The sequence below is a fragment of the Halomonas sp. NyZ770 genome (assembly GCF_020616575.1).
Lineage (GTDB): Bacteria > Pseudomonadota > Gammaproteobacteria > Pseudomonadales > Halomonadaceae > Vreelandella > Vreelandella hamiltonii.
Map to the genome: position 1 here is coordinate 2,324,708 of NZ_CP085143.1, position 22,104 is coordinate 2,346,811.

Sequence of the window (22,104 nt, forward strand, 5' to 3'; positions counted from 1 at the left end):
TCCCACGCAGGGAGTACCGGGCGTAGTCGAGAGGAGGAGGCGCCCCACAGGCGCTGGGCAGCCTTCCGACGGGGTCAATCCCCGTGAATGTGGGCCAGCAGCTGCCCCGCCAGGTGAATGGCCTCCTCACGGCGACGAATGTTCTGCTTCTGGTAAAGGCTGCGGATATGGGTCTTGATGGTGGTCTGGGCCACCGAGAGCTGCTCGGCAATCTGCTCGTTGGATAGCCCCGCATGAATCAACCCTAGGATTTGCCACTCACGGCGAGTCAGCGGTGAGGTGCGGATCAGTTCCGGCACATCCAGGCGAGCCACGATATCGGCAATCACCGTCTCGTCGAGGATCAAACGCCGGGCGCTGCCAAAATCCTTTTGACGCCCTGCCAGCGCCATCAACCGCTCGGCCCTCGCTTTTTCCAGGGCCCCCAACGAGTCGCTTTCGAGCAGGCCAGCCAGCAGCTCACCCAACGGCTTGCCCAACCGCAAAAAGCTGCCCACCAGGCCGGTGCGCGACGCCAGGCTCAGGGCCTGCTGCATATGCTCGCGAGCGTGCTCTTTTCTTCCTGCATGCCAGGCGGCTGCGGCCAGGCAAAGCTGGTTACGGTTGGCGTCGGTCACCAACCCTGACTGCCGAGCGTGCTCTTCGAGGGCCTCCAGCAGCGTGCGGGCTTCCTCGCACTGGCCCAGCAGCGTGAGCGCCCGGGCGTGGTTGCGCACGTTGCACTGGGCGAAATGGTTGGTGGCCCTATCGGTGATGGGCGGCGGCGCTTCCTGGCGCCAGCGCTCCACTGCCTCCAGGTCCTGGCTCGACTGCCACCAGCTAAGCAGCGTCGCGTGGGCGTTGGCGACCCAGTCGATATGGTAATCGCCTTCTGCAAGAATTTTGCGCAGCCGCCGAATATGGTCGGCACACTGGGCCTGATCGCCGCGACTCTGGGCGATCTTGGCCAGCTGAATATGGCACTGCAGGGTCCAGCGCTCGCCCTGGCTGTCCAGCACGGCAATGCCCTTGAGCGCCGCCTGCTCGGCTTCGTCCAGCCGATGCCACTCCCAGAGCAGCTGACTGCGGATACGATAGAGAAACTCGGCCACCGGCAGATGCTCGAGCTCTGCGCGCTCGAGATGCACGAAGGCGCGCTCCTGAATATCGTAGGCAGCCTGCAAACGCCCTTGGGCCACCAGCGTTTCCGACTGGTGGCAAAAGGCCCATATCAGGCGCTGGTGATCATCGTGGTGATGGGCCTGGCGCGCTACTTCACGCACGTTCAGCAGCGACTCCTCCAGGTGCCCCTGAACGAAACGCGCTTCGCTGAGGATCGCGGTGGCCGTCAGGGGCGTCGATGCCAGGTAACGCGCCGGAACCCCCAGCGCCTGCTCGGCCAGCGGCGCAGCGCGCTCGGCGTTCCCCTGATTGATCGCCAGCTGGGCACGCAAGGTGGCAAATTCGGCGCCCAGCGCTTGCCACTCCGGCAGGTGCAGTTGAGCCTCGATCCAGCCGATCACGCGGGCTGTGATATCGAACTGGAACTGGGCATGAGACACCCAGCCATAAAGCAGCGCCAGCTCGGGGCACTGGCCGAGCTGCGGCTCGCCCAGCCGCTCCAACCCTCTGGCCAGCAGTGCGTAGGCGCCTTGGGAGAGCAGTGCCGGCCCTTGCGCGATGAGTAACGAGCTGATCAGGTCCGGCGCGTCGGCCAGAATCGCCTGGCGCAGCGCCATGACCGGGTCATCGAGCGCCAGCCAGGCCTGACTGGCCCGCTGATGCAGCGTGCGCTGGGTGGCCAGGCTCAGCTCATGGCGGCGGTGGTGCAGGTAGTCGCCAAACAAGCGATGAAAGCGATACCACTGGGCATGCGGGTCGGGACGTTCGATGAACAGCCCGGCCTGCTCGAAGGCCTCCAGCCGCTGCGTCAACCGCTCCCCTTCCAATAGCCGCGCCATCAGCTCGGGAGAGAACCGCTCCAGCACTCCCAGCTGAAGCAGCAGTTCGCGCTCCTCACTCGGCAAGGTAGTGGTCAGCAGTTCGTCGAACCAGGCGACGAAATCGGGATGCGCGCCGCTTAGCCGTTCCAGCAAGGCATCGAAACCCGCTCGGGTGGTGGTGCGCTCGACCAGCCAGTTGAGCGCCATGGCCCACCCTCCGCTCAAGCGTAGCGCGCGCTCCAGGCTCACCCGGGTAGGCGGAAAACTCAGCTGTTCGGCGCACAGGGTATGCGCCTCTTCACTGTCGAATGCCAGGCTATGCAGGTCGATCTCTTCCAGCTCACCGCGCAGCCGCAGGCTGGCCAGCCCCAGTGCCGGGCGTGACCGGCTGGCCAGCGTCAAGGTCAGCCAGGGCGGCTGATGGCGCAGCCAGTGGGCCAGCGCGGTGAGAATCTCGGGGTTGGCAAGATGCTCGAAGCCATCCACGACCAGTCGGCAAGGCGCGTGCTGTTCGGGTAGCTCCGTCAACCAGCGCTCCATGTGGGCAATGCATTCGCTGTCATCCCCCGGCGTCAGCGTGACCTGAGGGGCCAACAGGGTGTCCATGGCCGCCTGCCAGTAGGCCAGAAAGCGGTGTGTCTGATTGTCCTGATCGTCCAGCCGCAGCCAGCTTGCCTGCTGCTCCAGGGCGGGCAGCCGCTCGGCCAGCAGCGTGGTCTTGCCATAGCCCGGTGGCGCTTGAACCACCAGCAGGCGCACCTGCTCGTTCAACGCGAAGTGGTCGTTCAAACGCGGGCGCGCCACCGTACAGGGAGGTAGCGGCGGCGCCTTCAGTTTTTCCTTGAGCAGCAGCATCGGTGCCTCCCTGGGTCGAGACTAACGAGCAAAAAGCCCGCGACGGAGCGCGGGCAATCGGCATTGGTGAAACAGGCAAGGAAACCTGCCAGGCATGGTGCGATGGGTCAGAACCAGATTTCGCTCTGCACGCCAAAGCTCCACTGGCCACCGGTAAAGCCATCGTTGCCGAACGAGTCTTCCAGGGTATAGCCGTTCAGCTCGGCATCCCAATCAGTATAGGAGGCGAACAGGCGAATTTCAGGACGCTTCCAGAAGCCACCGACATCGGGCTTGAAAGTGGGCGCAATGGTCAGTTTGCCGAAATTGCCGCTGACGGCATTGCGATCGCTGAAACCGTTGGGGTCCAGGTCCATGTACTGGTAGCTACCCTCGTACTGCATCTCGAAGTTCTGGGTAATTTCGTTGGCCAGGCGCACGTTCAGCGTGGCCCAGGAGTAGCTGTCGCCATCGGCAAACCGGTCGTCGCTGACCTCTGCCAGAATCGAGGGTGCAATGCGCCACTGCGGGGCAATGTAAGTGGTTCCGTAGACCGCCAGGCGGGTCGCCGTGGCGTCGTCGGTCAGGTCGCCATTGCTCCCCAGCCCTTTCACTTCCGCACCCAGCCCTTGGCCGTGCAGCAACGCCGCCTTGAAGTTACCCTCGCCCAGGCCAAAGAAGCTGTCGCCGTGGTACGCCACCATGGTATGCCAGCCGCTGTCGGCGGCGGTCTGGCCTACGCCGATGTCGCGCTCGTCGTTATCGGCGGCCGACATCACGTTCGCCATGACCTGCCAGTTACCGAAGTAGTTGTTGGAGGTCAGAATCAGGTTGTCGGTGTTGCTGCCTTCACCGTCCAGGCCGGGGTTTTCGCGGTTGATGACGTCAAAGTCACTGAAGCTACGGCCATACAGCGAGAAGTTGGACTTCCAGTTATCGGCCAGTTGAATATCGTAGATACCGCCACCGGTACCAGCCAGGAACACGACGTCGCTGTCCAGCCAGTGGATATCGAAGTTATCCCGGTCGAAGCGCTTACCCGCCCAGATGGAGGCATTTTCGAAGGCCCCGGTGAAGCTGGGCAGGTCGCTGAACTCGGCATAGGCCTGACGGACGTTGAGGTTGGTATCGTCGCCAACCCAATCGTTGCTGGAGTTGGTGCCAGCGGCCAGCATGGTGGTGTAACGGGCGCGGGCGCCGTTATCGAACTGCATGCGGTAGTTGAGAATGGCTTCGGTGTAGGTATCGGGCTCGTTGCCCAGACGACCCACGGCACCGCCCAGGTTACCGGCTGGAGTCACATAGGGGCCGCCATCGATGCTCTTGCGATCTTCACCCAGCAGCAGGCCAGAGCGGGCGTAGACGTTGAACGAAAAGCCTTCATCACCGCTGGCCTGTCGCTCTACTCGCGCCAAGCGCTCTTCGATGTCGGCATCGGTAGTGGCGGCCGCCGGGGCGCTGGATGGGGGTGGCGTTGCACCCTGCTCCGCCAGCTCGGCACGACGCTCGGCAGCGTCTGCACGCTGCTCGGCCGCCGCGATGCGTGCCTCAAGCTCGGCAAAACGCTCTTCGAGGGACAGGTTGGCGCTGGCCAAACCGCTCATGCCCAGGCTTGCGGCTGCCACCGCAATGGCCAGCGGCGTCTTGAATGCTGTCTTGTGCATTGTTTTAAATCCTATTGTTTTTAAACCGCTATTGTTCTGATCGTGACGCTGGCTCCAGGCACCGCCTTCCCTTGAATGTTGCAAAGCAACTTCTGTTTTGAGCCGAAGAGCGACAGCCACTAAAACTTAATCGATTAAGTGTTAGTAAACCAACAAGCTTTTACTAATTATCGACCAATGTCTAACTGCCTATTTCACTTGGCAAAAACACTATCCGCCACGTTAGACAAAAGTCGCTATTGAACTTCATGCCGACAGACGGCTAACTGGCACTCAACTTAATCGTTTAAGTTGGCGCCGTCAGCGCTTTGTCACTTCACTCCCATAACAATAAACGTCGAGGAACGCCGTTATGAAAAAGACTCTTCTTTCGTCTGCGATTACCTTAGCCAGCCTTGCCAGCATCAGCGGTGCCGCTCAGGCCGCCGACCTGACCATCTCCTGTGGAGCCGTGGGTGCAGAGCTGACCCTCTGCCAGGAGGGCGTTCGGGCCTGGGAAGAAAAAACTGGCCACCAAGTCGACGTGGTCTCCACACCCAACTCCTCTACCGAGCGTTTGTCGCTTTACCAGCAGATTCTCTCGGCCAACTCCAGCGATATCGACGTCATGCAAATCGACGTGGTGTGGCCCGGCCTGTTGGCCAATCACCTGCTCGATCTTCGCGAGGTATTGGGTGACGACGCAGCCGCGGGCCATTTCGAGACAATCGTCGTCAACAACACCATCGATGATCGTCTGGTTGCCATGCCCTGGTTTACCGATGCGGGCGTGCTGTACTACCGGGAAGACCTGCTGGAAAAGCACGGTCATGACGTTCCGACCACCTGGCAGGCACTCACCGAGACGGCCCGCGAGATTCAAGCGGCCGAACGTGACGAAGGCAACAGCCGCATGCAGGGCTTCGTGTTCCAAGGGCGCGCCTATGAAGGGCTGACCGTCAACGCCTTGGAATGGGTCGCCAGCTTTGGCGGCGGTACCGTGGTCGATAACGACGGCGAAGTGACCATCAACAACGAGCGCGCCGCACAGGCCCTTGACCTGGCGGCTTCCTGGGTAGGCGATATCGCCCCGGAAGGCGTGTTGAACTACACCGAAGAGGAAGCCCGCGGGGTCTTCCAGGGCGGCAACGCGGTGTTCATGCGCAACTGGCCTTACGCCTGGGCGCTGGCCCAAAGCGATGACAGCGACGTACGCGGCAAGGTGGGCGTGGTCCAGCTGCCGGCCGGTGGTGATGACGGGCAAAGCGCTGCGGGCCTGGGCGGCTGGAACCTGGCGGTTTCTCGCTATAGCGACAATCCCGAACTGGCGGCCGACCTGGTGGCTTACCTGACGGGCGAGGAAGAGCAGAAACGTCGCGCCATTCAGGCGTCCTACAACCCCACCATCGATGCGCTCTACCAGGACCAAGAAGTACTGGAAGCGGTGCCCTTCTTCGGCACGCTCTACGACACGTTCACCAATGCCGTCGCGCGTCCGTCTGCACCTACCGGCGATGCCTATGGCCGGGTCAGCAACGCCTTTTTCAGCACCACCCATGACGTACTTTCCGGCAACAAGGATGGCGCCCAGGGAGTTGCCGACCTGGAAGGCGAACTGCTGCGCCTGAAGCGTCGTAACTGGTAATTGCGGAGACTCCCATGCCGAGCACTTCTCACCACGACGCGCCCTCCGGGGCGCGTTCCATAGCGCCCCCAAGGCGCCAGCGCGGCACCAAGGTGCGCCGCCAACGGGTCAAGGCGGCCTGGCTGTTCCTGGCCCCCATGCTGATCGCCCTGACTCTGGTGGCTGGCTGGCCGCTGCTGCGGACGTTCTTTCTGAGCTTTACCGACGCATCGCTATCGGACCTGGGCGCGGCCAACCTGATCGGTTTCGAAAACTATCTGGTGTATGACGATGGTCGCTGGTTTGGTGTACTCGCCGACCCCATCTGGTGGCGCTCGGTCTGGAACACGGTCTACTTCTCGGTGGTGTCCGTCTCACTGGAAGTCATCTTCGGTGTCATCGTGGCGCTGATCCTGAATGCCGAATTCAAGGGCCGGGTGATCGTCCGAGCCGCGGTGCTGATCCCCTGGGCCATCCCGACCATCGTCTCTGCCCAGATGTGGGCATGGATGCTCAACGACCAGTTCGGCATCATCAATCATATGCTGATGGCCGTCGGCATCATCGACAACCCCATCGCCTGGACCGCCAGCGCCACCTACTCCATGTGGGCGGTCATCATGGTGGACGTATGGAAAACCATTCCCTTTGTTGCGCTGCTGGTACTGGCCGCGCTGCAGATGCTGCCCAAGGATTGCTACGAAGCCGCCGAAGTGGACGGCATTCATCCGGTACGCGTGTTCTTCAAGGTCACGCTGCCACTGATCACACCCGCGCTGATGGTGGCGGTGATCTTCCGCCTGCTGGATGCGCTGCGCGTATTCGACGTGATTTACGTACTGACCTCCAACTCCACCAGCACGATGTCGATGTCGGTCTACGCCCGCCAGCAGCTGGTCGAGTTTCAGGATGTCGGTTACGGCAGCGCGGCCTCCACGCTGCTGTTCCTGATCATTGCGCTGGCCACCATTGCCTACCTCTATCTGGGCCGCAACAAGATCCAACTGGGAGGTGACTGATGACCACTCGTCAGCTAGCCAAAATAGCCAAACGCGTCGGCTTCTGGGCGCTGATTGCGCTTATCATGGTGTACGCGGTCTTCCCGTTCTACTACGCGGTGATCACCTCGCTCAAACCCTCCAGCGACCTGTTTCGCGTGGAACTGTGGCCCTCCAACTGGAACCTGAACAACTACGTTCAAATCTTCAGCCAGACCAGCTTCCTGCGCGCCATCTTCAACTCGATCATCGTCGCGTTCAGCGTGGTGTTCATTGCGCTGCTGCTGGGCATTACCGCGTCCTATGCGCTTGGGCGGGTACGTTTTCGCGGTCGCTCCACGGTGCTGCTGGTGATCCTCGGGGTATCCATGTTCCCCCAGGTGGCGGTGTTGTCGGGGCTATTCGAGGTCATTCGCGCGCTGAACCTTTACAACAACCCGGCGGGCCTGATTCTCAGCTACACCATCTTCACCCTGCCGTTCACCGTCTGGGTACTGACCACGTTCATGAAGCAGCTGCCCATGGAGCTGGAAGAGGCCGCGATCATGGATGGCGCCACCCCCTGGGTCACCATCACCAAAGTGTTTTTACCGTTGATGTGGCCCGCCATGGCCACCACCGGACTGCTGGCCTTCATTGCCGCCTGGAACGAGTTCCTGTTCGCGCTGACCTTCACGCTCACCGATGCCCAGCGCACGGTGCCGGTGGCCATCGCCCTGCTCTCGGGCGGCAGTGCTTATGAATTGCCCTGGGGGCCGATCATGGCCGCGTCCGTCGTGGTGACCGTGCCGCTGGTGATCCTGGTGATCATCTTCCAGCGCCGCATCGTGTCTGGCCTGACGGCTGGCGCGGTGAAGGGCTGACCCGATAGACGCTCTCGATGAATTCGCTGATGACTCTCAGCAACCGTTTTTAAGGAACGATGGTATGCAAGACAATACGATGTGGTGGCGCGGCGGCGTTATTTATCAAATCTACCCGCGCAGCTTTCTGGATAGCCGTGGCGACGGCGTTGGTGACCTGAACGGCATCACCGAGAAGCTGGACTACGTGGCATCGCTCAACGTGGACGGCATCTGGCTCTCGCCCTTCTTTACCTCGCCGATGCTCGACTTTGGCTACGATGTCAGCGACTACCGCGACGTGGACCCGATGTTCGGCACCCTGGACGACTTCAAGGCGCTGCTGGCCAAGGCCCACTCGCTGGGCTTGAAGGTGATGATCGATCAGGTGATCAGCCACACCTCGGACCAGCACCCCTGGTTCAAAGAGAGCCGCCAGGATCGCACCAATCCCAAGGCGGACTGGTTCGTCTGGGCGGACCCCAAGCCCGATGGCACGCCACCCAACAACTGGCTGTCGATTTTTGGCGGCCCGGCCTGGACCTTCGACTCCCGCCGCCAGCAGTACTACCTGCACAACTTCCTGACCAGTCAGCCGGACGTCAACTTCCACAATCCGGAAGCGCGTCAGGCGCAGCTGGACAACATGCGCTTCTGGCTCGATCTGGGCGTCGATGGGTTCCGTCTGGACACGGTCAACTTCTACTTCCACGATGCCGAGCTGCGGGACAACCCGCCGGTGCCCAAAGGAGAAGCCAAAACCCTGGGCGCCCCGGAAGCCAACCCCTACACCTGGCAGCGCCATGTCTACGACCTCAGCCGCCCGGAGAACCTTGGCTTCCTGCAGGACCTGCGCGCGCTGATGGATGAGTACCCCGGCACCACGACGGTGGGCGAAATCGGCGACGACAACCCGCTGGAACGCATGGCCGAGTACACCGCCGGGGGTGACAAGCTGCACATGGCTTACACCTTCGACCTGCTCAACATGCCGCATTCGGCGCGCTACCTGCGCGAAGTCATCGAGCGCTTCCAGCGTTTGGCGGGAGACGCCTGGCCCTGCTGGGCCACTTCCAACCACGACGTGGTGCGCAGCGCTACTCGCTGGGGCTCCGAAGAAGATCAGAATGCCTACCCCAAAGTCATGCTGGCCATGCTGTTTTCGCTACGCGGCAGCGTGTGCCTTTACCAGGGCGAAGAGCTTGGCCTGCCGGAAGCCGACGTGCCCTTCGAGCGCATTCAAGACCCCTATGGCAAAGTGCTGTGGCCCGAGTTCAAGGGCCGCGACGGCTGCCGCACGCCGATGCCCTGGAACGATGGCGAACAGGGCGGCTTCTCGGCAGTCGAGCCGTGGCTGCCCATGGAGCCCCGCCACCTGGCCTTATCGGTGAGCCGCCAGCAGGATGACCCCAACGCCACGCTCAATACCGTGCGCGCCCTGCTGGCCTTCCGGCGCCAGCACCCCGCGCTGTTCGATGGTGACCTGAACCTCGTGGATGTAGGCGACGACCTGCTGGGCTTTACCCGGCAAAAAGGCGACGAAACGCTGCTGTGTGTCTTCAACCTGACCGGCCAGACCCAGCGAGCTTCACTGCCCGTCGACGTGACCAGTGACCTGGCCGTGGCCAACTTCACTGCCACCCGGGACGGCAGCGCGCTGACGCTACCGGCGTACCAGGCTGCCTTCATGCAGGTTGCCTGACCGCCACCGTTACCTTTAATAATGATAGCCGACCCGATCGCGGGTCGAGGTCGGCAAGGAGTTACCATGGCAAGTGTTACGCTTGAAAAGGTCAACAAGGTCTTTGGACGTGACCACATCATCAAGGATGTGGATCTGGCGATTGGTGACGGTGAATTCGTCGTGTTCGTTGGCCCCTCCGGCTGTGGCAAGTCCACCCTGCTGCGCCTGATCGCCGGGCTCGAGTCGATCACCGACGGCGACCTGAACATTGGCGGCACGGTGGTCAACGACCTGCCCCCACGGGAGCGCGGGGTGGGCATGGTGTTTCAGTCCTACGCCCTTTACCCCCACATGACCGTCTACGACAACATGGCGTTTGGCCTGAAGCTGGCCAAGACTGCCAAGGAGACGGTACACGAGCGGGTCATGACCACCGCCAAAATCCTTCAGCTCGAAGAGCTGCTGCACCGCAAGCCCAAGGCGCTTTCGGGAGGCCAGCGCCAGCGGGTGGCCATGGGCCGCGCCATGGCCCGTGAACCGCGCATACTGCTGTTCGACGAGCCGCTCTCCAACCTGGATGCCTCGCTGCGGGTGCAGATGCGCAACGAAATCGCTCGCCTGCACAACCGGCTGGGCTCCACCATGATCTACGTCACCCACGATCAGGTGGAAGCCATGACCCTGGCCGACAAGATCGTGGTCCTCAACCGCGGCCATGTGGAGCAAGTAGGCAGCCCCCACGAGCTCTACCAGCGCCCGGCCACCAAATTCGTGGCAGGCTTCATTGGCTCGCCCACCATGAACTTCCTGCCGGCCCAGTTGACCAGCGGCTCCACCGACGGCTGCCGAGTCAAGGCCACGGGCATTGGCGAACTGGCGCTGCCACAATCGGCAGAAAGCTACTCGCCCGGCACGGGCCTGACCCTGGGAGTACGCCCCGAGCACCTGCGCCTGGAAGCCCCGCAAGGCGACAACTGCTTCGACATCGTCAATGTCGAGTATCTGGGTAACGAGGTGTATGTCTACCTGGAGCCCAAGGAAGGCAGTACGCTGCTGATCCATCGCAGCGAGGCCCCCAGCCAATGGCAGGAGGGTCAGCAAGTGTCGCTGGTGCCCGACCTGGCGCATGTACACCTGTTCGACGAAAGCGGCAACGCACTGACGCTGTCGGCCAGACGTTCGGCGGCCTGAACCCCAGATCGCCCTCTTCGGCCCTGACCCAAGCGCCCTTCAATGAAGGGTAGTCTTGGCCCCCTCAGGGCCGCTATCCTGTGCAACACTCGAATAATTAGCCTGCGTCCTACTTAACCTGCTCAGGAAGCACCGTGACCGTTTCCCGTCGAATGACCCTAAAAGACCTGGCGCTGGAACTTGGCGTTTCCACCGCGACGATTTCCAATGCCTTCAATCGCCCGGACCAGCTCTCCCCCTTGCTGCGCGAACGCATCCTGCGCGAAGCCAAGCGGCTGGGTTACAACGGCCCCGATGCCAAGGCACGCAGCCTGCGCACCGGACGCTCCAGCATCGTGGCGGTCATCCTGGCCGAGAGCCTGACCTACAGCCTCAACGATGCCGTGGCCAGCGAGTTTCTCTCCGGCGTGGCAGAGGTGCTCGATGCCCACGGGCATACCCTGCTGCTGCTGCCTGGGCGCGGACACGCGTCACAGCTACCCAATTCCGCCAACATTGCCGATGGCTTCATCGTCTACGGGCTGATGCCCAATGGCAAGATGATCGATGAGTTGCCCACCCAGCGGCCGCTGGTTTCAGTGGATTTCGACATCGACGGCTGCCCGACGGTGCATATCGACGACCGTGACGCCAGCTACGCCATGGCCATGCACGCCCTGCAGCAACGGCCCGAACGCCCTGCCATCATCAATTTGCGGCTGACCAAAGAGCACTGCAATGGACGGGTGACCGCTGCGCATACGCTGCTGCCCGACAGCAGCACCATCAGTCGCGCGCGGCTGGCAGGCTTTCACGCAGCGCTTGCCGAACATGGCTTCGATACCGAAAAGATTCCATTATGGAATATCGAGGAAAATGTCTTCGATGTGTGCGCCCCGGTACTCACCGAGATACTCGATCAGCCCGCCAGCCAACGCCCCGACCTGCTGCTGTGCATGTCTGATCGCATCGCGCTGACAGCGCTGACAATGGCCGAGCAACGCGGTATCGGCGTGCCCGACACGCTGCGCATTACCGGGTTCGACGGGATTGCCGAAGGGCAGTACCGGGCACCGCGACTGACCACGGTGCGCCAGGACAGTGCTGGCAAAGGGCGTACGGCGGCCAAGATGATTCTGGGTCGCATCCCCAAGGCCCAGCAGCTGCTCAAGACCGAGCTGCTGCTGGGCGACACCTGCCCTTGAAACGCCTGATCAGGCGGTTTTCTGCATGGCGATGGCGGTATCCAACATACGGTTGGAGAAGCCCCACTCGTTGTCGTACCAGGCCATGATCTTCACCAGCCGACCATTCACACGGGTGTGATTGGCATCGAAAATCGACGAGTGGGCGTTGTGGTTGAAGTCAATCGACACCAGCGGCTGAGCATTGACATCCAGCACCGCAGAGCCTGCAGCGGCTTTCTCGACGATGGCGTTGATCTCTTCCTTGGTCGTGTCACGCCCGGCGGTGAATGTCAGGTCGACCAGTGACACGTTGATCACGGGCACTCGCACGGCCAGGCCATCGAATTTGCCCGCCAGCTCCGGCAGCACCAGACCAACCGCCTGAGCCGCACCGGTCTTGGTGGGAATCATCGAGTGCGTGGCACTGCGTGCCCGGTACGGGTCCGAGTGATAGACGTCCGACAGGTTCTGGTCGTTGGTGTACGCGTGCACGGTGGTCATCAGACCGTTCTCGATGCCCACGGCATCGTTCAACGCTTTCGCCACGGGGGCCAGGCAGTTGGTGGTGCACGAAGCGTTGGAAACGACCTTGTGCTCGGCAGTGAGCACGTCGTCGTTGACGCCGTAGACCACGGTGGCATCGGCATCCGGGCTGGGCGCCGAGATCAGCACTCGCTGGGCACCGGCGGCAAGGTGTTTGGCCGCCGCGTCACGCTTGGTGAACAGGCCAGTACACTCCATCACCAGGTCCACGTTCAGGGCTGACCAGGGCAGATTGGCCGGGTCGCGCTCGGAGGAAATGGCGATTCGGTCACCGTCCACCGTGATGCTCTCGGCGTCGTGCTCGACCGTGAAGGGAAAGTGGCCGTGCACCGTGTCGTGGCGCAGCAGGTGGGAATTCAATGAAGGGTCACCCAGGTCGTTGATGGCAACCACCTGAACGCGGTCACGGTAGCCGTTTTCATACAGTGCGCGCAGCACGTTGCGGCCGATCCGCCCAAAACCGTTAATGGCAACTCTTATTGTCATGGTAGCACCTCTATCAAGCAGTGGTCGTCGATGGCGTATTCAGTAAAAAAATTACTAAAAATACGTCTTTAATCACCTGAAGGCCGATTAAAACCTGCCATAACCGCCCCAAAAGGCTAATAACTATCCAATATGTAGTAAAATTACTATATAAAGGCTATCGTAGTCCAATACTTAATGACCGATTCATCGGCCTGCGCGGCAACGCACCGCAGCTGCCTGTTTCGAGCGTTGCCCCTACCTATTCAGGAGTCTGCCCCATGACCACCCCAGCGCCCTCTTCGCCGCTTCGTCGTACCAAAATCGTGGCCACGCTAGGCCCGGCCAGTGACCGCCCCGGCGTGCTGGAGGCCATGCTCAAGGCGGGCGTGGACGTGGTGCGCCTCAACTTCTCCCACGGCTCGGCAGACGACCATCGTCGTCGGCTCAATGACGTGCGCGAGATTGCCCAACGCCTGGGCCGCAGCGTGGCAGCGCTGGGCGACCTGCAAGGGCCCAAGATTCGTATCTCGCGCTTTATCGAAGGGTCCGTGCAGCTGGAAGTCGGCCAGCCCTTTGTGCTCGATATGGCGCTGGATGCCCAGCAAGGCACCACCGAGCGAGTTGGCTGCGACTACAAGGCGCTGATCGAGGACGTGCGCCCGGGCGATAGGCTGCTGCTCGACGACGGCCGCGTGGTGCTGGACGTCACCTCGATTAGCGGGCAGGAAGTGCACACCCGGGTACACGTGGGTGGCAAGCTTTCCAACAACAAGGGCATCAACAAGCAGGGTGGCGGCCTTTCCGCCCCAGCGCTGACCGACAAGGACAAGCAGGACCTGCAGACCGCCATCGAGATTGGCGTCGATTACCTGGCCGTGTCGTTTCCCCGCAGCGCGGCGGACATGCAGGAAGCCCGCGCCCTGCTGGGGGAAGCAGGCAAGGAGATCGGCCTAGTGGCCAAGCTGGAGCGGGCCGAAGCCGTGGCGGACGACGCAACCCTGGACGCCATCATCGTGGCCTCCGAGGCGGTCATGGTTGCCCGGGGGGACCTGGGCGTGGAAATTGGCGACGAAGCGCTGATCGGCACCCAAAAACGCATCATCAAGCACGCCCGCACGCTGAACCGCGCCGTGATCACCGCCACCCAGATGATGGAGTCGATGATCGAGTCGCCGCTGCCTACGCGTGCCGAAGTATTCGACGTGGCCAATGCCGTGCTGGATGCCACCGATGCGGTGATGCTGTCGGCGGAGACCGCCGCAGGCGACTACCCGGTCGAAACCATTGAAGCCATGAACCGCGTCTGCCTGGGCGCCGAACGGGAGCGACTGGCCCAGGCGTCCGGGCACCGAATTCACGAGGGCTTCGAGCGCATCGATGAAACCATCGCCCTGTCGGCCATGTACGCCGCCAACCACCTGACGGGCGTGCGCGCCATCGCCTGCATGACCTCCACCGGCTACACCCCGTTGATTGCGTCACGCATCCGCTCTGGCTTGCCGATCGTCGGCCTGGCCCATAGCCCGATTGCCCAGCGCCGCATGGCGCTCTATCGCGGCGTGGTCTCGCTGCCGTTCGATACCAGCCAGATGGCGGCAGACCAGGTCAATGCAGAAGCCATCAAACTGCTCAAGACCCACGGATTGGCACGCCCGGGCGAGCATGTCATTCTTACCCGAGGCGACCACATGAACGCCCATGGCGGCACCAACACGATGAAAGTGCTGGCCGTTGACGCCGACTAATCCTTGCTCTGGAGAGCCCGACATGACCGATGCCCGCCCACCCCGCCAAGCCGTACGTACGCTGCCCGCGCGCAAGCGCATCGCGCTGATTGCCCACGACGGCAAGAAAACGGAGATGCTGGCGTGGGCGGAGCGCTGGAAGGATACGCTCAGCCAGCACACCCTGGTGGGCACCGGCACGACCTCGGGGCGGCTGACCACCTCGCTGGGCCTGCAGGTGGAAGGGCTGATGAGCGGGCCATTGGGCGGCGACCAGCAAATTGGCGCTCGGATTGCCGAGCAGCAGCTCGATATTCTGATCTTCTTCTGGGACCCCTTCGCCCCCCAACCCCACGACCCGGACGTCAAGGCCCTGCTGCGCCTGGCCGCCCTGTGGAACGTACCGGTGGCCTGCAACGCCGCCAGCGCCGATTTCCTGCTCTCCTCCCCTTACCTGGGGGAGCACTACGACATGGCCATTCCCGATGCCAACGCCTGGGCCCAGGCGCGCTCGGTGTGAGCGCCGCCCGGGCATTCGCCTCACATCTGAGTATTCAGCGGGAACGCAGGTGGCGCTCGACCACCTGCTGGCCAGGCTGGTAACGCCCGTTCATGGCATCCAGTGCACATTGCAGCGTCAGCTCGGCAATGCGGTCGTAATCCTGCAGTGCCGAATTGACCGGCTGAGGCAGGAAATCCAGCAGCCGATGATCGCCAAACGTGGCCAGCCGCAGCGACGCGGACAATCCGCCCCTGGCCAGCAGCTCGTCGAAGACACCCTCCATCAAGGCATAGGACGCGGTGACCAGCGCATCCACCGAGCCGTTCTCGAACGCCTGACGTGCCAACGCGACCCCGACATCGCGTTCGTAGCGCTCGCCGCTGAACGTCAGCGCCTGGATATTCCGACCGGCCAGCGCCTGCTGAAATCCGGCCCGCCGTTCCCGGCTCACCGACAGCTCGGGCATCGCATCCAGCCATGCCACCGTGCGCGTGGTGGGGCGGATGACCGAACGGGTCAACGCATACGCCGCTTGCTGGTCATTGCTGACCACGCTGGCAAAGCGGTGCGGTGCAAGCCCACGGTCCATGCCCACCACGCTCCAACCCTCTTCCGCCAGGTCGGCATAAAAGGGGTCGTTTTCCGGCAGGCAACTGGCGGTGATCAGCACTTCACAACGCTGGGCCCGTAGCGCCAGCGCCAGCGCTCGCTCGCTCTCGGCACAATCATCGGAGCTGACCAGCAAAAGCTGATAGCCCCGCTCACGAGCGCCCCGCTCCAGCCGCTTGGCCAGCCGGGCATAGCTGATGTTTTCAAGATCTGGAACGATCAAGCCAATCAAACGGCTTGCGCCACGGCGCAGGGCAGCGGCCTGTGGGTCGATGTGGTAGCGATACTGGCGCACCACCGCCATGACTTTTTCGATGGTGGCGGCACTGATTCGCCGCTGTTCGGCCTGGCCGTTGATTACATAGCTTGCCGTGGTGCGCGAGACCCCGGCCAGCCGGGCAATATCGGCAAGTGTCATGCTGGTTTCCCCCCTAATAAAGACGGCAGTTTAGCAGCCGTTTCACCCTCTTCAGACCAAAGTCTAAAAAGACAACCCTTGTGTCTAAAAGTGAATCGATTCAGCATAGCCACTATACACAGGTGACACGATTCATCCAGCTAACCTCAACGCTCTACGACTAACGTTTTATGCGCGCACATTCGCCGCCAATCGCAGACGTTGCCGTTACCTGACCGCGTTTACAGGAGAACCCTATGCTGACCCTCGGCCCTGATGACATCTTGCTCGACCGCCATGCGCAGGATTGGCAAGCTGCACTCGATAGCGCCGCCAAGGCATTGGCCGAGGCTGGCCTGGTGGAGGCCGAGTACCGCAATGGCCTGCATGCCCGTGAGGCGCAGTCCTCTACTTATCTGGGCAACGCCATTGCCATCCCCCACGGCACCCCGGAAAGCCGCCATCTGGTGAAGCGTACCGGCGTACGCGTGCTGCAGTTCCCCCAAGGGGTTCAGTGGCATGACGGCAACACCGTGCATGTACTGGTCGCCATTGCTGCACAAAATGACGAGCACCTGGACATTCTGCGCCAACTGACCCACGTGCTGGACCGAGACGGCGTGGCCAGCGAATTGGCCAACGCCAGTTCAGCCGCCGACGTGGCCCGGCTGCTTTCCCGCCCCGCCGTGGCTCCCAAGCTGGACGCCGACACCCTGTGTGTCAACTTCCCTGCCCGAGACCCGCAGGAGCTGGCCTTGGCCGCCGCGGCCCGGCTGCGCCAAAGCGGCTGCGTCGACAATGCTTTCATCAGCGCCGTGGCCAGCTCTGCGCCACAGTGGTTGGGCAAAGGCCTCTGGCTCGCCAGCCAGGCAACGGGGGTACGCCAGCCCGCGCTGGGCGTGGCCACGCCCGCTGATGCCATCGAACACGACGGGCGCGCCGTCCACGCCCTCTTCTGCCTGGCGGCCAGCGGCGACAGCCACCGCCCGCTGCTCGAACAGCTGCTGGCACTGGTGGAGAGTGGCCAGAGTGAAAGCCTGATGGGCAAGAGCAGTGCCCAGCTGTTGGCGCTGCTGGCGGGAGAAACCGCCCAAACGCAAACACGCCGTGTGCGCGTTCTCAACCCCCACGGCCTGCACGCCCGCCCGGCCAAACAGCTGGTGCAAATCGCCCGCGCCCAGACCATGCCCATCAACGTTCGTCTGGAAGAGGGCAGCGCCACCACCGTCTCGGCGGCCAGTTTGACCAAGGTCATCGGCCTTGGCGCACGTCGTGGCCAGTGGCTGATCTTCTCTGCGGAAGGCGAGCAGGCCAGCCATGCCCTGGATGCCCTCGCCGCCGCCGTGGAAGAGGGCCTGGGCGAGAAAGTCACGCCCTTCGATGGCGGCCGCGAGACCCGCCCCGCCACCGATACTCGCCAGCCCGATATCACGCCACTGGCGGCCGATACCCCGCATACCGGCGTGGCGGCGTCTCCGGGGCTGGCCATTGCACCGGTGTTCGTCATTCGTCCGCTGGCGTTCGACTATCCCGAGCACGCCAACGACCCTGAGGCCGAAGCGCGCCGCCTGAGTGCAGCGCTGCAGGAAGGCGCCGCCCAGCTGCAGGCGCTGGTGCATAACGCGCCCGGCGGTGAAGTGGCCGACATCCTCTCCATGCATGAAGAGATGCTGGACGACCCCGAGCTGCGTCAGGCGGCGCTGGACGCCATCGGCGAAGGGCGCTCGGCGGAGGCTGGCTGGTGGGAAGCCATCGACACCGCCGCCCGTGCTCAGGAGATGCTGGCCGACCGGCTGCTGGCAGAGCGGGCCGCCGACCTGCGCGACGTCGGCCGCCGAGTGCTGGGTGTGCTGTGCGACGTGACTCTGCCCGAGCCACCCGACCACCCTTACATTCTGGTGATGGACGACATTGGCCCTTCCGATGTGGCGCGCCTGGATACCTCTCGGGTGCGAGGCCTGCTCACCGTTCGCGGCGGCGCCACCGCGCACAGCGCCATTCTGGCCCGTGCGCTGGGCATTCCCGCGGTGGTGGGCGCAGGCGAGTCGGTCATGGCGCTGGCCAACGGCGGCATGATGATTCTGGATGGCGAGCGCGGCCGCGTGATCTCGCAACCTTCCGAAGAGCGCCTGCGGCGCGCCGAACAGCAGCTGCTCGACCAGCAGCAGCGTGAAGCCGACGCCTGGGAGCTGCGCTTCGAGCAGGCCCAGACCCGCGACGGCCACCGGGTAGAGGTCGCTGCCAACCTGGGCAATACGGCCCACGCCGCCGATGCCGTCGAGCGTGGCGCCGAGGGCGTTGGTCTGCTGCGCACCGAGTTTCTGTTCATGGCTTACGCCAGTGCTCCGGATTTGGCGACGCAGATCGCCGAGTACCGTGAAGCCACCGATGCACTCGCTGGCCGACCGCTGGTCGCCCGAACGTTGGACGTGGGCGGCGACAAGCCCCTGCCCTACTGGCCAGTCCCCCAGGAAGACAATCCCTTCCTCGGCCTGCGCGGCATTCGCCTGGCGCTGACCCAGCCGGACGTGCTGGAAACGCAGCTTCGCGCCCTGCTGATGGCCGCCGTAGGCAAACCGCTGCGCATCATGCTGCCGATGGTAAAGGACGTGGCCGAATTCCGCGCCGCCAAAGCCATCTACGACCGACTGCTCAAGGAGATCACGGAGCAGCAGCGCGCCACCGACGTGCAGCTTGGCGTGATGATCGAGGTGCCCTCCAGCGCGTTGCTGGCACCGACGCTGGCCGCCGAAGTGGACTTCTTCTCGGTGGGCACCAACGACTTGACCCAGTACACCCTGGCCATCGACCGCGGCCACCCGGAGCTGTCTGCCCAGGCCGACGGCCTGCACCCAGCCGTACTGCGGCTGATCCAGATGACCGTCGACGCAGCCCACGCCCACGGCAAGTGGGTAGGCGTCTGTGGCGAGCTGGCATCCGATGCCATGGCGGTTCCGGTGCTAGTGGGCCTCGGCGTCGACGAGCTGTCGGTCAGCGCGCGGCAGATCCCGCTGGTCAAGGCCCGCCTGCGGGAGTTCGACCTGGCAGAAGCGCAGGCCACGGCGCAGCTGGCCCTGAGCAAGGCAACCAGCGATGACGTGCGCGATGCGCTGGAGGCTCGCTGATGGCACGAGTGGTCTGCATCACGCTGAACCCAGCCCTGGACCTCGCCTTCGACCTGGAGACGCTGACGCTGGGGCAGGTCAATCGCCCCACTCACGCCCAGCTGGAGGTGGCGGGCAAGGGGGTCAACGTCGCCAGGGTGCTGGCCAGCCTTGGCCATGAGGTGGTCGTCAGCGGCTTTCTGGGCCAGGACAACGACGCCCCTTTTCGTCTGGCCTTTCCGCATTACGGCGTTCAAGACGCCTTCGTGCGGGTGCCGGGCAACACCCGTATCAATGCCAAGCTTGCCGAGCAGAGCGGCCGGGTGACCGATATCAACGGCCCCGGCATGCCCATTGAAGCAGCTCATCTCAGCGCTCTGCGTACGACGCTCAACGGCCTGTTCGAGGACACTGCACCGCAGGCCATCATCGTGGCAGGCAGCCTGCCGCCGGGCATCGACTCGGCCATCTTCAATGAGCTACTCGATTTCCTGAAAGGCTTTGGCGTGCCGCTGTGGGTGGATACCAGCGGTCCGGCACTGCTGACGGCCATCGCCGCCCAGCCTGCGGCGGTGAAGCCCAATGAAACCGAGCTGGCCGAGTGGGCGGGGCACGCCCTCGATTCCGATGCCCAGCGCCAAGCTGCTGCCCAGCGCCTGCATGCCAGCGGTATCGAACACGCGCTGATTTCCGCCGGTGCCGAAGGCGTCTTGTGGGCCAGCCAGTACGGCACCTGGCACTCGACGCCGCCCAGCGTTCACGCAGTCAACACCGTGTGCGCGGGCGACACCTTCGTGGCAGGCATGCTGCATGGGCTGCTGAGCCAGCACGACCCCGACGCCACGCTGCGCTTCGCCACGGCGCTGTCTGCCGAAGCCGTTCGCCATGTTGGCGTGGGCAACCCCCACGCCGACGATTTCGACTCACTCCAACAACAGACCCGGGTACGGCGTCTTGACGACACCCACACCGAGGGAGCCACGCGATGAACCTGATCCTGATTACCGCCTGCCCCAGCGGCATGGCGACCACCTTCCTGGCCGCCAAGCGCCTGGAACAAGCCGCCACCCGGCTGGGCTGGCACGTCCATGTGGAAATGCATGGTGAAATTGCCCCTCTGCAGGCGGCCACCGCCGCACAGATCGCCAACGCCGACCTGATCGTGGTCGCCGCCGACCAGGTACCGGCCCCGGAGCGTTTCGAAGGTAAGCGGCTGTTCAAGGCGCCGATTGCCAGCGCCCTTCCCGATCCTACGGCGTTTTTGACCCAGGCAAAACGCGACGCCCCCCTGTACAGCGCCCCAGCCACCACCGCAGCGGCCCCCGCTGGCAGCCCAGGCGGCCAACGTATCGTTGCCGTCACCGCCTGCCCCACCGGCGTTGCTCACACCTTCATGGCCGCCGAAGCGCTGGCCGAAGCGGGCAAAGCCATGGGCCACCAGATTCGCGTGGAAACCCAGGGCTCGGTGGGCGCACAAAACAAACTCACCGATGAAGAGATCGCCGCTGCCGACGTGGTCGTGCTGGCCTGCGACATCGAAGTGGACCCCTCTCGCTTTGCGGGCAAGCGCATTTATCGCACCTCCACCAGCAACGCGTTGAAAAAGCCCCGCCCGACGCTGGAAGCCGCGCTGACTGACGCAGCGGTGGAAGATGGCACCAGCGCCGCTGGCGGTGCCTCGGCCAAAAAGGGTATCAAGGAAAAAGGCGTATACAAGCACCTGCTGACCGGCGTTTCCTTCATGCTGCCCATGGTCGTGGCGGGCGGTCTGTTGATTGCCCTGTCGTTCGTGTTTGGTATCGAAGCGTTTCAGGAAGAGGGCACCCTGGCGGCAGCATTGATGCAGATCGGTGGCGGCACCGCCTTTGCACTGATGATTCCCGTGCTGGCAGGCTACATTGCCTACTCGATTGCCGACCGCCCCGGCATCGCCCCCGGCATGATCGGCGGCATGCTGGCCGCCAATATCGATGCCGGTTTCATCGGCGGCATTCTGGCCGGTTTCCTGGCCGGCTATGTGGCGCTGGCCGTGACGCGGTACGTCAAGCTGCCTGCCAGCGTGGAATCCCTCAAGCCGATTCTGATCATCCCGTTCGTGGCCAGCCTGGTCACCGGCCTGACCATGATCTACGTAATCGGCGAACCCGTGGCCGCCATCATGGCCGCCCTGACCGGTTTCCTCTCCTCCATGGGCTCTACCAACGCCGTACTGCTGGGCATTCTGTTGGGCGCCATGATGTGCTTCGACCTGGGTGGGCCCGTCAACAAAGCCGCCTACACCTTCGGCGTGGGCCTGCTGGCATCGCAAACCTACGCGCCCATGGCGGCCATCATGGCAGCAGGCATGGTGCCTGCCATTGGCATGGGCATCGCCAGCTTTGTGGCGCGCAACAAGTTCTCTGCCCCTGAGCGGGAAGCGGGCAAGGCATCGTTCGTGCTGGGCCTGTGCTTCATCAGCGAAGGCGCGATTCCCTTTGCCGCGAAAGATCCGCTGCGGGTGATTCCGGCCTGTATCGCGGGTGGTGCGGTGACCGGCGCGCTCTCCATGCTGATCGGCGCTCAGCTGATGGCGCCCCACGGCGGTATCTTCGTGCTCCTGATCCCCAACGCCATCACCCCGGCGTTCCTCTACCTGGGGGCGATCATTGCGGGCTCCTTGATTACTGGCCTGGGCTATGCGTTCATCAAGCGCGGTGCTGCACAGGTAGCGGTGGCCAGCTAACGGTTGCACATTGGCCTTACCAGGGGCGGGCCCAGGCCCGCCCTTTTTGTAGTCACGCCCCCCAGCTCGCACCAAATCTAGTTTTATTACTCTTTTTCTAACGACTTAAGCTACAAAGCGCTTTCATGGCG

The 22,104-nt window shown here is 63.3% G+C and carries 15 protein-coding genes; 11 read left to right on the forward strand and 4 right to left on the reverse strand.

Going from position 1 to position 22,104, the window contains the following annotated elements; all coding sequences use genetic code 11:
- Positions 1–74 precede the first annotated feature (74 nt).
- A complete protein-coding gene (malT, locus tag LG409_RS10725; protein ID WP_227406633.1) occupies positions 75–2,777 on the reverse strand; it encodes an HTH-type transcriptional regulator MalT in 2,703 nt (900 codons plus the stop codon).
- 107 nt (positions 2,778–2,884) lie between these two features.
- On the reverse strand, positions 2,885–4,420 hold the full coding sequence (locus LG409_RS10730) for a carbohydrate porin (protein ID WP_144984405.1): 1,536 nt from the start codon (positions 4,418–4,420) through the stop codon (positions 2,885–2,887).
- Between the two features lie 352 nt (positions 4,421–4,772).
- Between LG409_RS10730 and LG409_RS10735 the strand changes: the two genes are divergently transcribed.
- From LG409_RS10735 to LG409_RS10760, 6 genes are all read left to right on the forward strand, one after another.
- The gene (locus LG409_RS10735; protein ID WP_144984408.1) at positions 4,773–6,044 is read left to right on the forward strand and encodes an ABC transporter substrate-binding protein; all 1,272 of its coding nucleotides are present in this window, start codon (positions 4,773–4,775) and stop codon (positions 6,042–6,044) included.
- A gap of 14 nt (positions 6,045–6,058) precedes the next feature.
- Positions 6,059–7,042, forward strand: coding sequence for a carbohydrate ABC transporter permease (locus LG409_RS10740; protein ID WP_096922752.1), 984 nt, complete (start codon positions 6,059–6,061; stop codon positions 7,040–7,042).
- The gene (locus tag LG409_RS10745) at positions 7,042–7,884 is read left to right on the forward strand and encodes a carbohydrate ABC transporter permease (protein ID WP_016914219.1); all 843 of its coding nucleotides are present in this window, start codon (positions 7,042–7,044) and stop codon (positions 7,882–7,884) included. Before LG409_RS10740 ends, LG409_RS10745 begins: the two co-directional genes overlap by 1 nt.
- Positions 7,885–7,948: 64 nt before the next feature.
- Positions 7,949–9,565 carry an alpha-glucosidase family protein gene (locus LG409_RS10750; RefSeq protein ID WP_227406634.1) on the forward strand — a complete coding sequence of 539 codons (1,617 nt, stop codon included), beginning with the start codon at positions 7,949–7,951 and terminating at the stop codon, positions 9,563–9,565.
- Positions 9,566–9,631: 66 nt separating this feature from the next.
- A complete protein-coding gene (locus LG409_RS10755; protein ID WP_227406635.1) occupies positions 9,632–10,738 on the forward strand; it encodes an ABC transporter ATP-binding protein in 1,107 nt (368 codons plus the stop codon).
- 152 nt (positions 10,739–10,890) lie between these two features.
- A complete protein-coding gene (locus tag LG409_RS10760; RefSeq protein WP_039179520.1) occupies positions 10,891–11,922 on the forward strand; it encodes a LacI family DNA-binding transcriptional regulator in 1,032 nt (343 codons plus the stop codon).
- 9 nt (positions 11,923–11,931) lie between these two features.
- On the opposite strand, the gene gap is transcribed toward LG409_RS10760, so the two are convergent.
- Entirely contained in the window at positions 11,932–12,933 is a 1,002-nt protein-coding gene (gap, locus tag LG409_RS10765) for a type I glyceraldehyde-3-phosphate dehydrogenase (protein ID WP_026001738.1), read from the reverse strand.
- 260 nt (positions 12,934–13,193) lie between these two features.
- On the opposite strand from gap, the gene pyk reads away from it, so the two are divergent.
- The gene (gene pyk, locus LG409_RS10770; protein WP_039179516.1) at positions 13,194–14,660 is read left to right on the forward strand and encodes a pyruvate kinase; all 1,467 of its coding nucleotides are present in this window, start codon (positions 13,194–13,196) and stop codon (positions 14,658–14,660) included.
- 22 nt (positions 14,661–14,682) lie between these two features.
- Positions 14,683–15,159: a methylglyoxal synthase gene (locus LG409_RS10775; protein ID WP_039179513.1), complete on the forward strand. Its 477-nt coding sequence runs from the start codon at positions 14,683–14,685 to the stop codon at positions 15,157–15,159.
- A 34-nt stretch (positions 15,160–15,193) separates the two neighbouring features.
- Here the strand turns inward: LG409_RS10775 and cra are convergent, their stop codons facing one another.
- On the reverse strand, positions 15,194–16,168 hold the full coding sequence (gene cra / locus LG409_RS10780; protein WP_039179511.1) for a catabolite repressor/activator: 975 nt from the start codon (positions 16,166–16,168) through the stop codon (positions 15,194–15,196).
- Positions 16,169–16,404: 236 nt separating this feature from the next.
- Between cra and ptsP the strand changes: the two genes are divergently transcribed.
- From ptsP to LG409_RS10795, 3 genes are read left to right on the forward strand one after another with little or no spacing between them, the layout of a single operon-like run.
- Positions 16,405–19,272 (forward strand): phosphoenolpyruvate--protein phosphotransferase, encoded by a 2,868-nt coding sequence (gene ptsP, locus LG409_RS10785; RefSeq protein WP_227406637.1) that lies wholly within the window; start codon positions 16,405–16,407, stop codon positions 19,270–19,272.
- A complete protein-coding gene (gene pfkB / locus LG409_RS10790) occupies positions 19,272–20,240 on the forward strand; it encodes a 1-phosphofructokinase (protein ID WP_144984422.1) in 969 nt (322 codons plus the stop codon). The genes ptsP and pfkB overlap by 1 nt, the downstream gene beginning before the upstream one ends.
- A complete protein-coding gene (locus tag LG409_RS10795) occupies positions 20,237–21,973 on the forward strand; it encodes a PTS fructose-like transporter subunit IIB (protein ID WP_039179502.1) in 1,737 nt (578 codons plus the stop codon). The genes pfkB and LG409_RS10795 overlap by 4 nt, the downstream gene beginning before the upstream one ends.
- The last annotated feature ends 131 nt before the right edge of the window (positions 21,974–22,104 follow it).

Excerpts from the sequence above, each read along its gene's own strand:
- LG409_RS10775 (WP_039179513.1), top strand. The coding sequence starts at position 14,683 with ATGACCGATGCCCGCCCACCCCGCCAAGCCGTACGTACGCTGCCCGCG.
- ptsP (WP_227406637.1), top strand. The coding sequence starts at position 16,405 with ATGCTGACCCTCGGCCCTGATGACATCTTGCTCGACCGCCATGCGCAG.
- LG409_RS10760 (WP_039179520.1), top strand. The coding sequence starts at position 10,891 with ATGACCCTAAAAGACCTGGCGCTGGAACTTGGCGTTTCCACCGCGACG.
- pyk (WP_039179516.1), top strand. The coding sequence starts at position 13,194 with ATGACCACCCCAGCGCCCTCTTCGCCGCTTCGTCGTACCAAAATCGTG.
- pfkB (WP_144984422.1), top strand. The coding sequence starts at position 19,272 with ATGGCACGAGTGGTCTGCATCACGCTGAACCCAGCCCTGGACCTCGCC.
- LG409_RS10730 (WP_144984405.1), bottom strand. The coding sequence starts at position 4,420 with ATGCACAAGACAGCATTCAAGACGCCGCTGGCCATTGCGGTGGCAGCC.
- malT (WP_227406633.1), bottom strand. The coding sequence starts at position 2,777 with ATGCTGCTGCTCAAGGAAAAACTGAAGGCGCCGCCGCTACCTCCCTGT.
- LG409_RS10750 (WP_227406634.1), top strand. The coding sequence starts at position 7,949 with ATGCAAGACAATACGATGTGGTGGCGCGGCGGCGTTATTTATCAAATC.
- LG409_RS10795 (WP_039179502.1), top strand. The coding sequence starts at position 20,237 with ATGAACCTGATCCTGATTACCGCCTGCCCCAGCGGCATGGCGACCACC.
- LG409_RS10735 (WP_144984408.1), top strand. The coding sequence starts at position 4,773 with ATGAAAAAGACTCTTCTTTCGTCTGCGATTACCTTAGCCAGCCTTGCC.
- LG409_RS10740 (WP_096922752.1), top strand. The coding sequence starts at position 6,059 with ATGCCGAGCACTTCTCACCACGACGCGCCCTCCGGGGCGCGTTCCATA.
- gap (WP_026001738.1), bottom strand. The coding sequence starts at position 12,933 with ATGACAATAAGAGTTGCCATTAACGGTTTTGGGCGGATCGGCCGCAAC.
- LG409_RS10755 (WP_227406635.1), top strand. The coding sequence starts at position 9,632 with ATGGCAAGTGTTACGCTTGAAAAGGTCAACAAGGTCTTTGGACGTGAC.
- cra (WP_039179511.1), bottom strand. The coding sequence starts at position 16,168 with ATGACACTTGCCGATATTGCCCGGCTGGCCGGGGTCTCGCGCACCACG.
- LG409_RS10745 (WP_016914219.1), top strand. The coding sequence starts at position 7,042 with ATGACCACTCGTCAGCTAGCCAAAATAGCCAAACGCGTCGGCTTCTGG.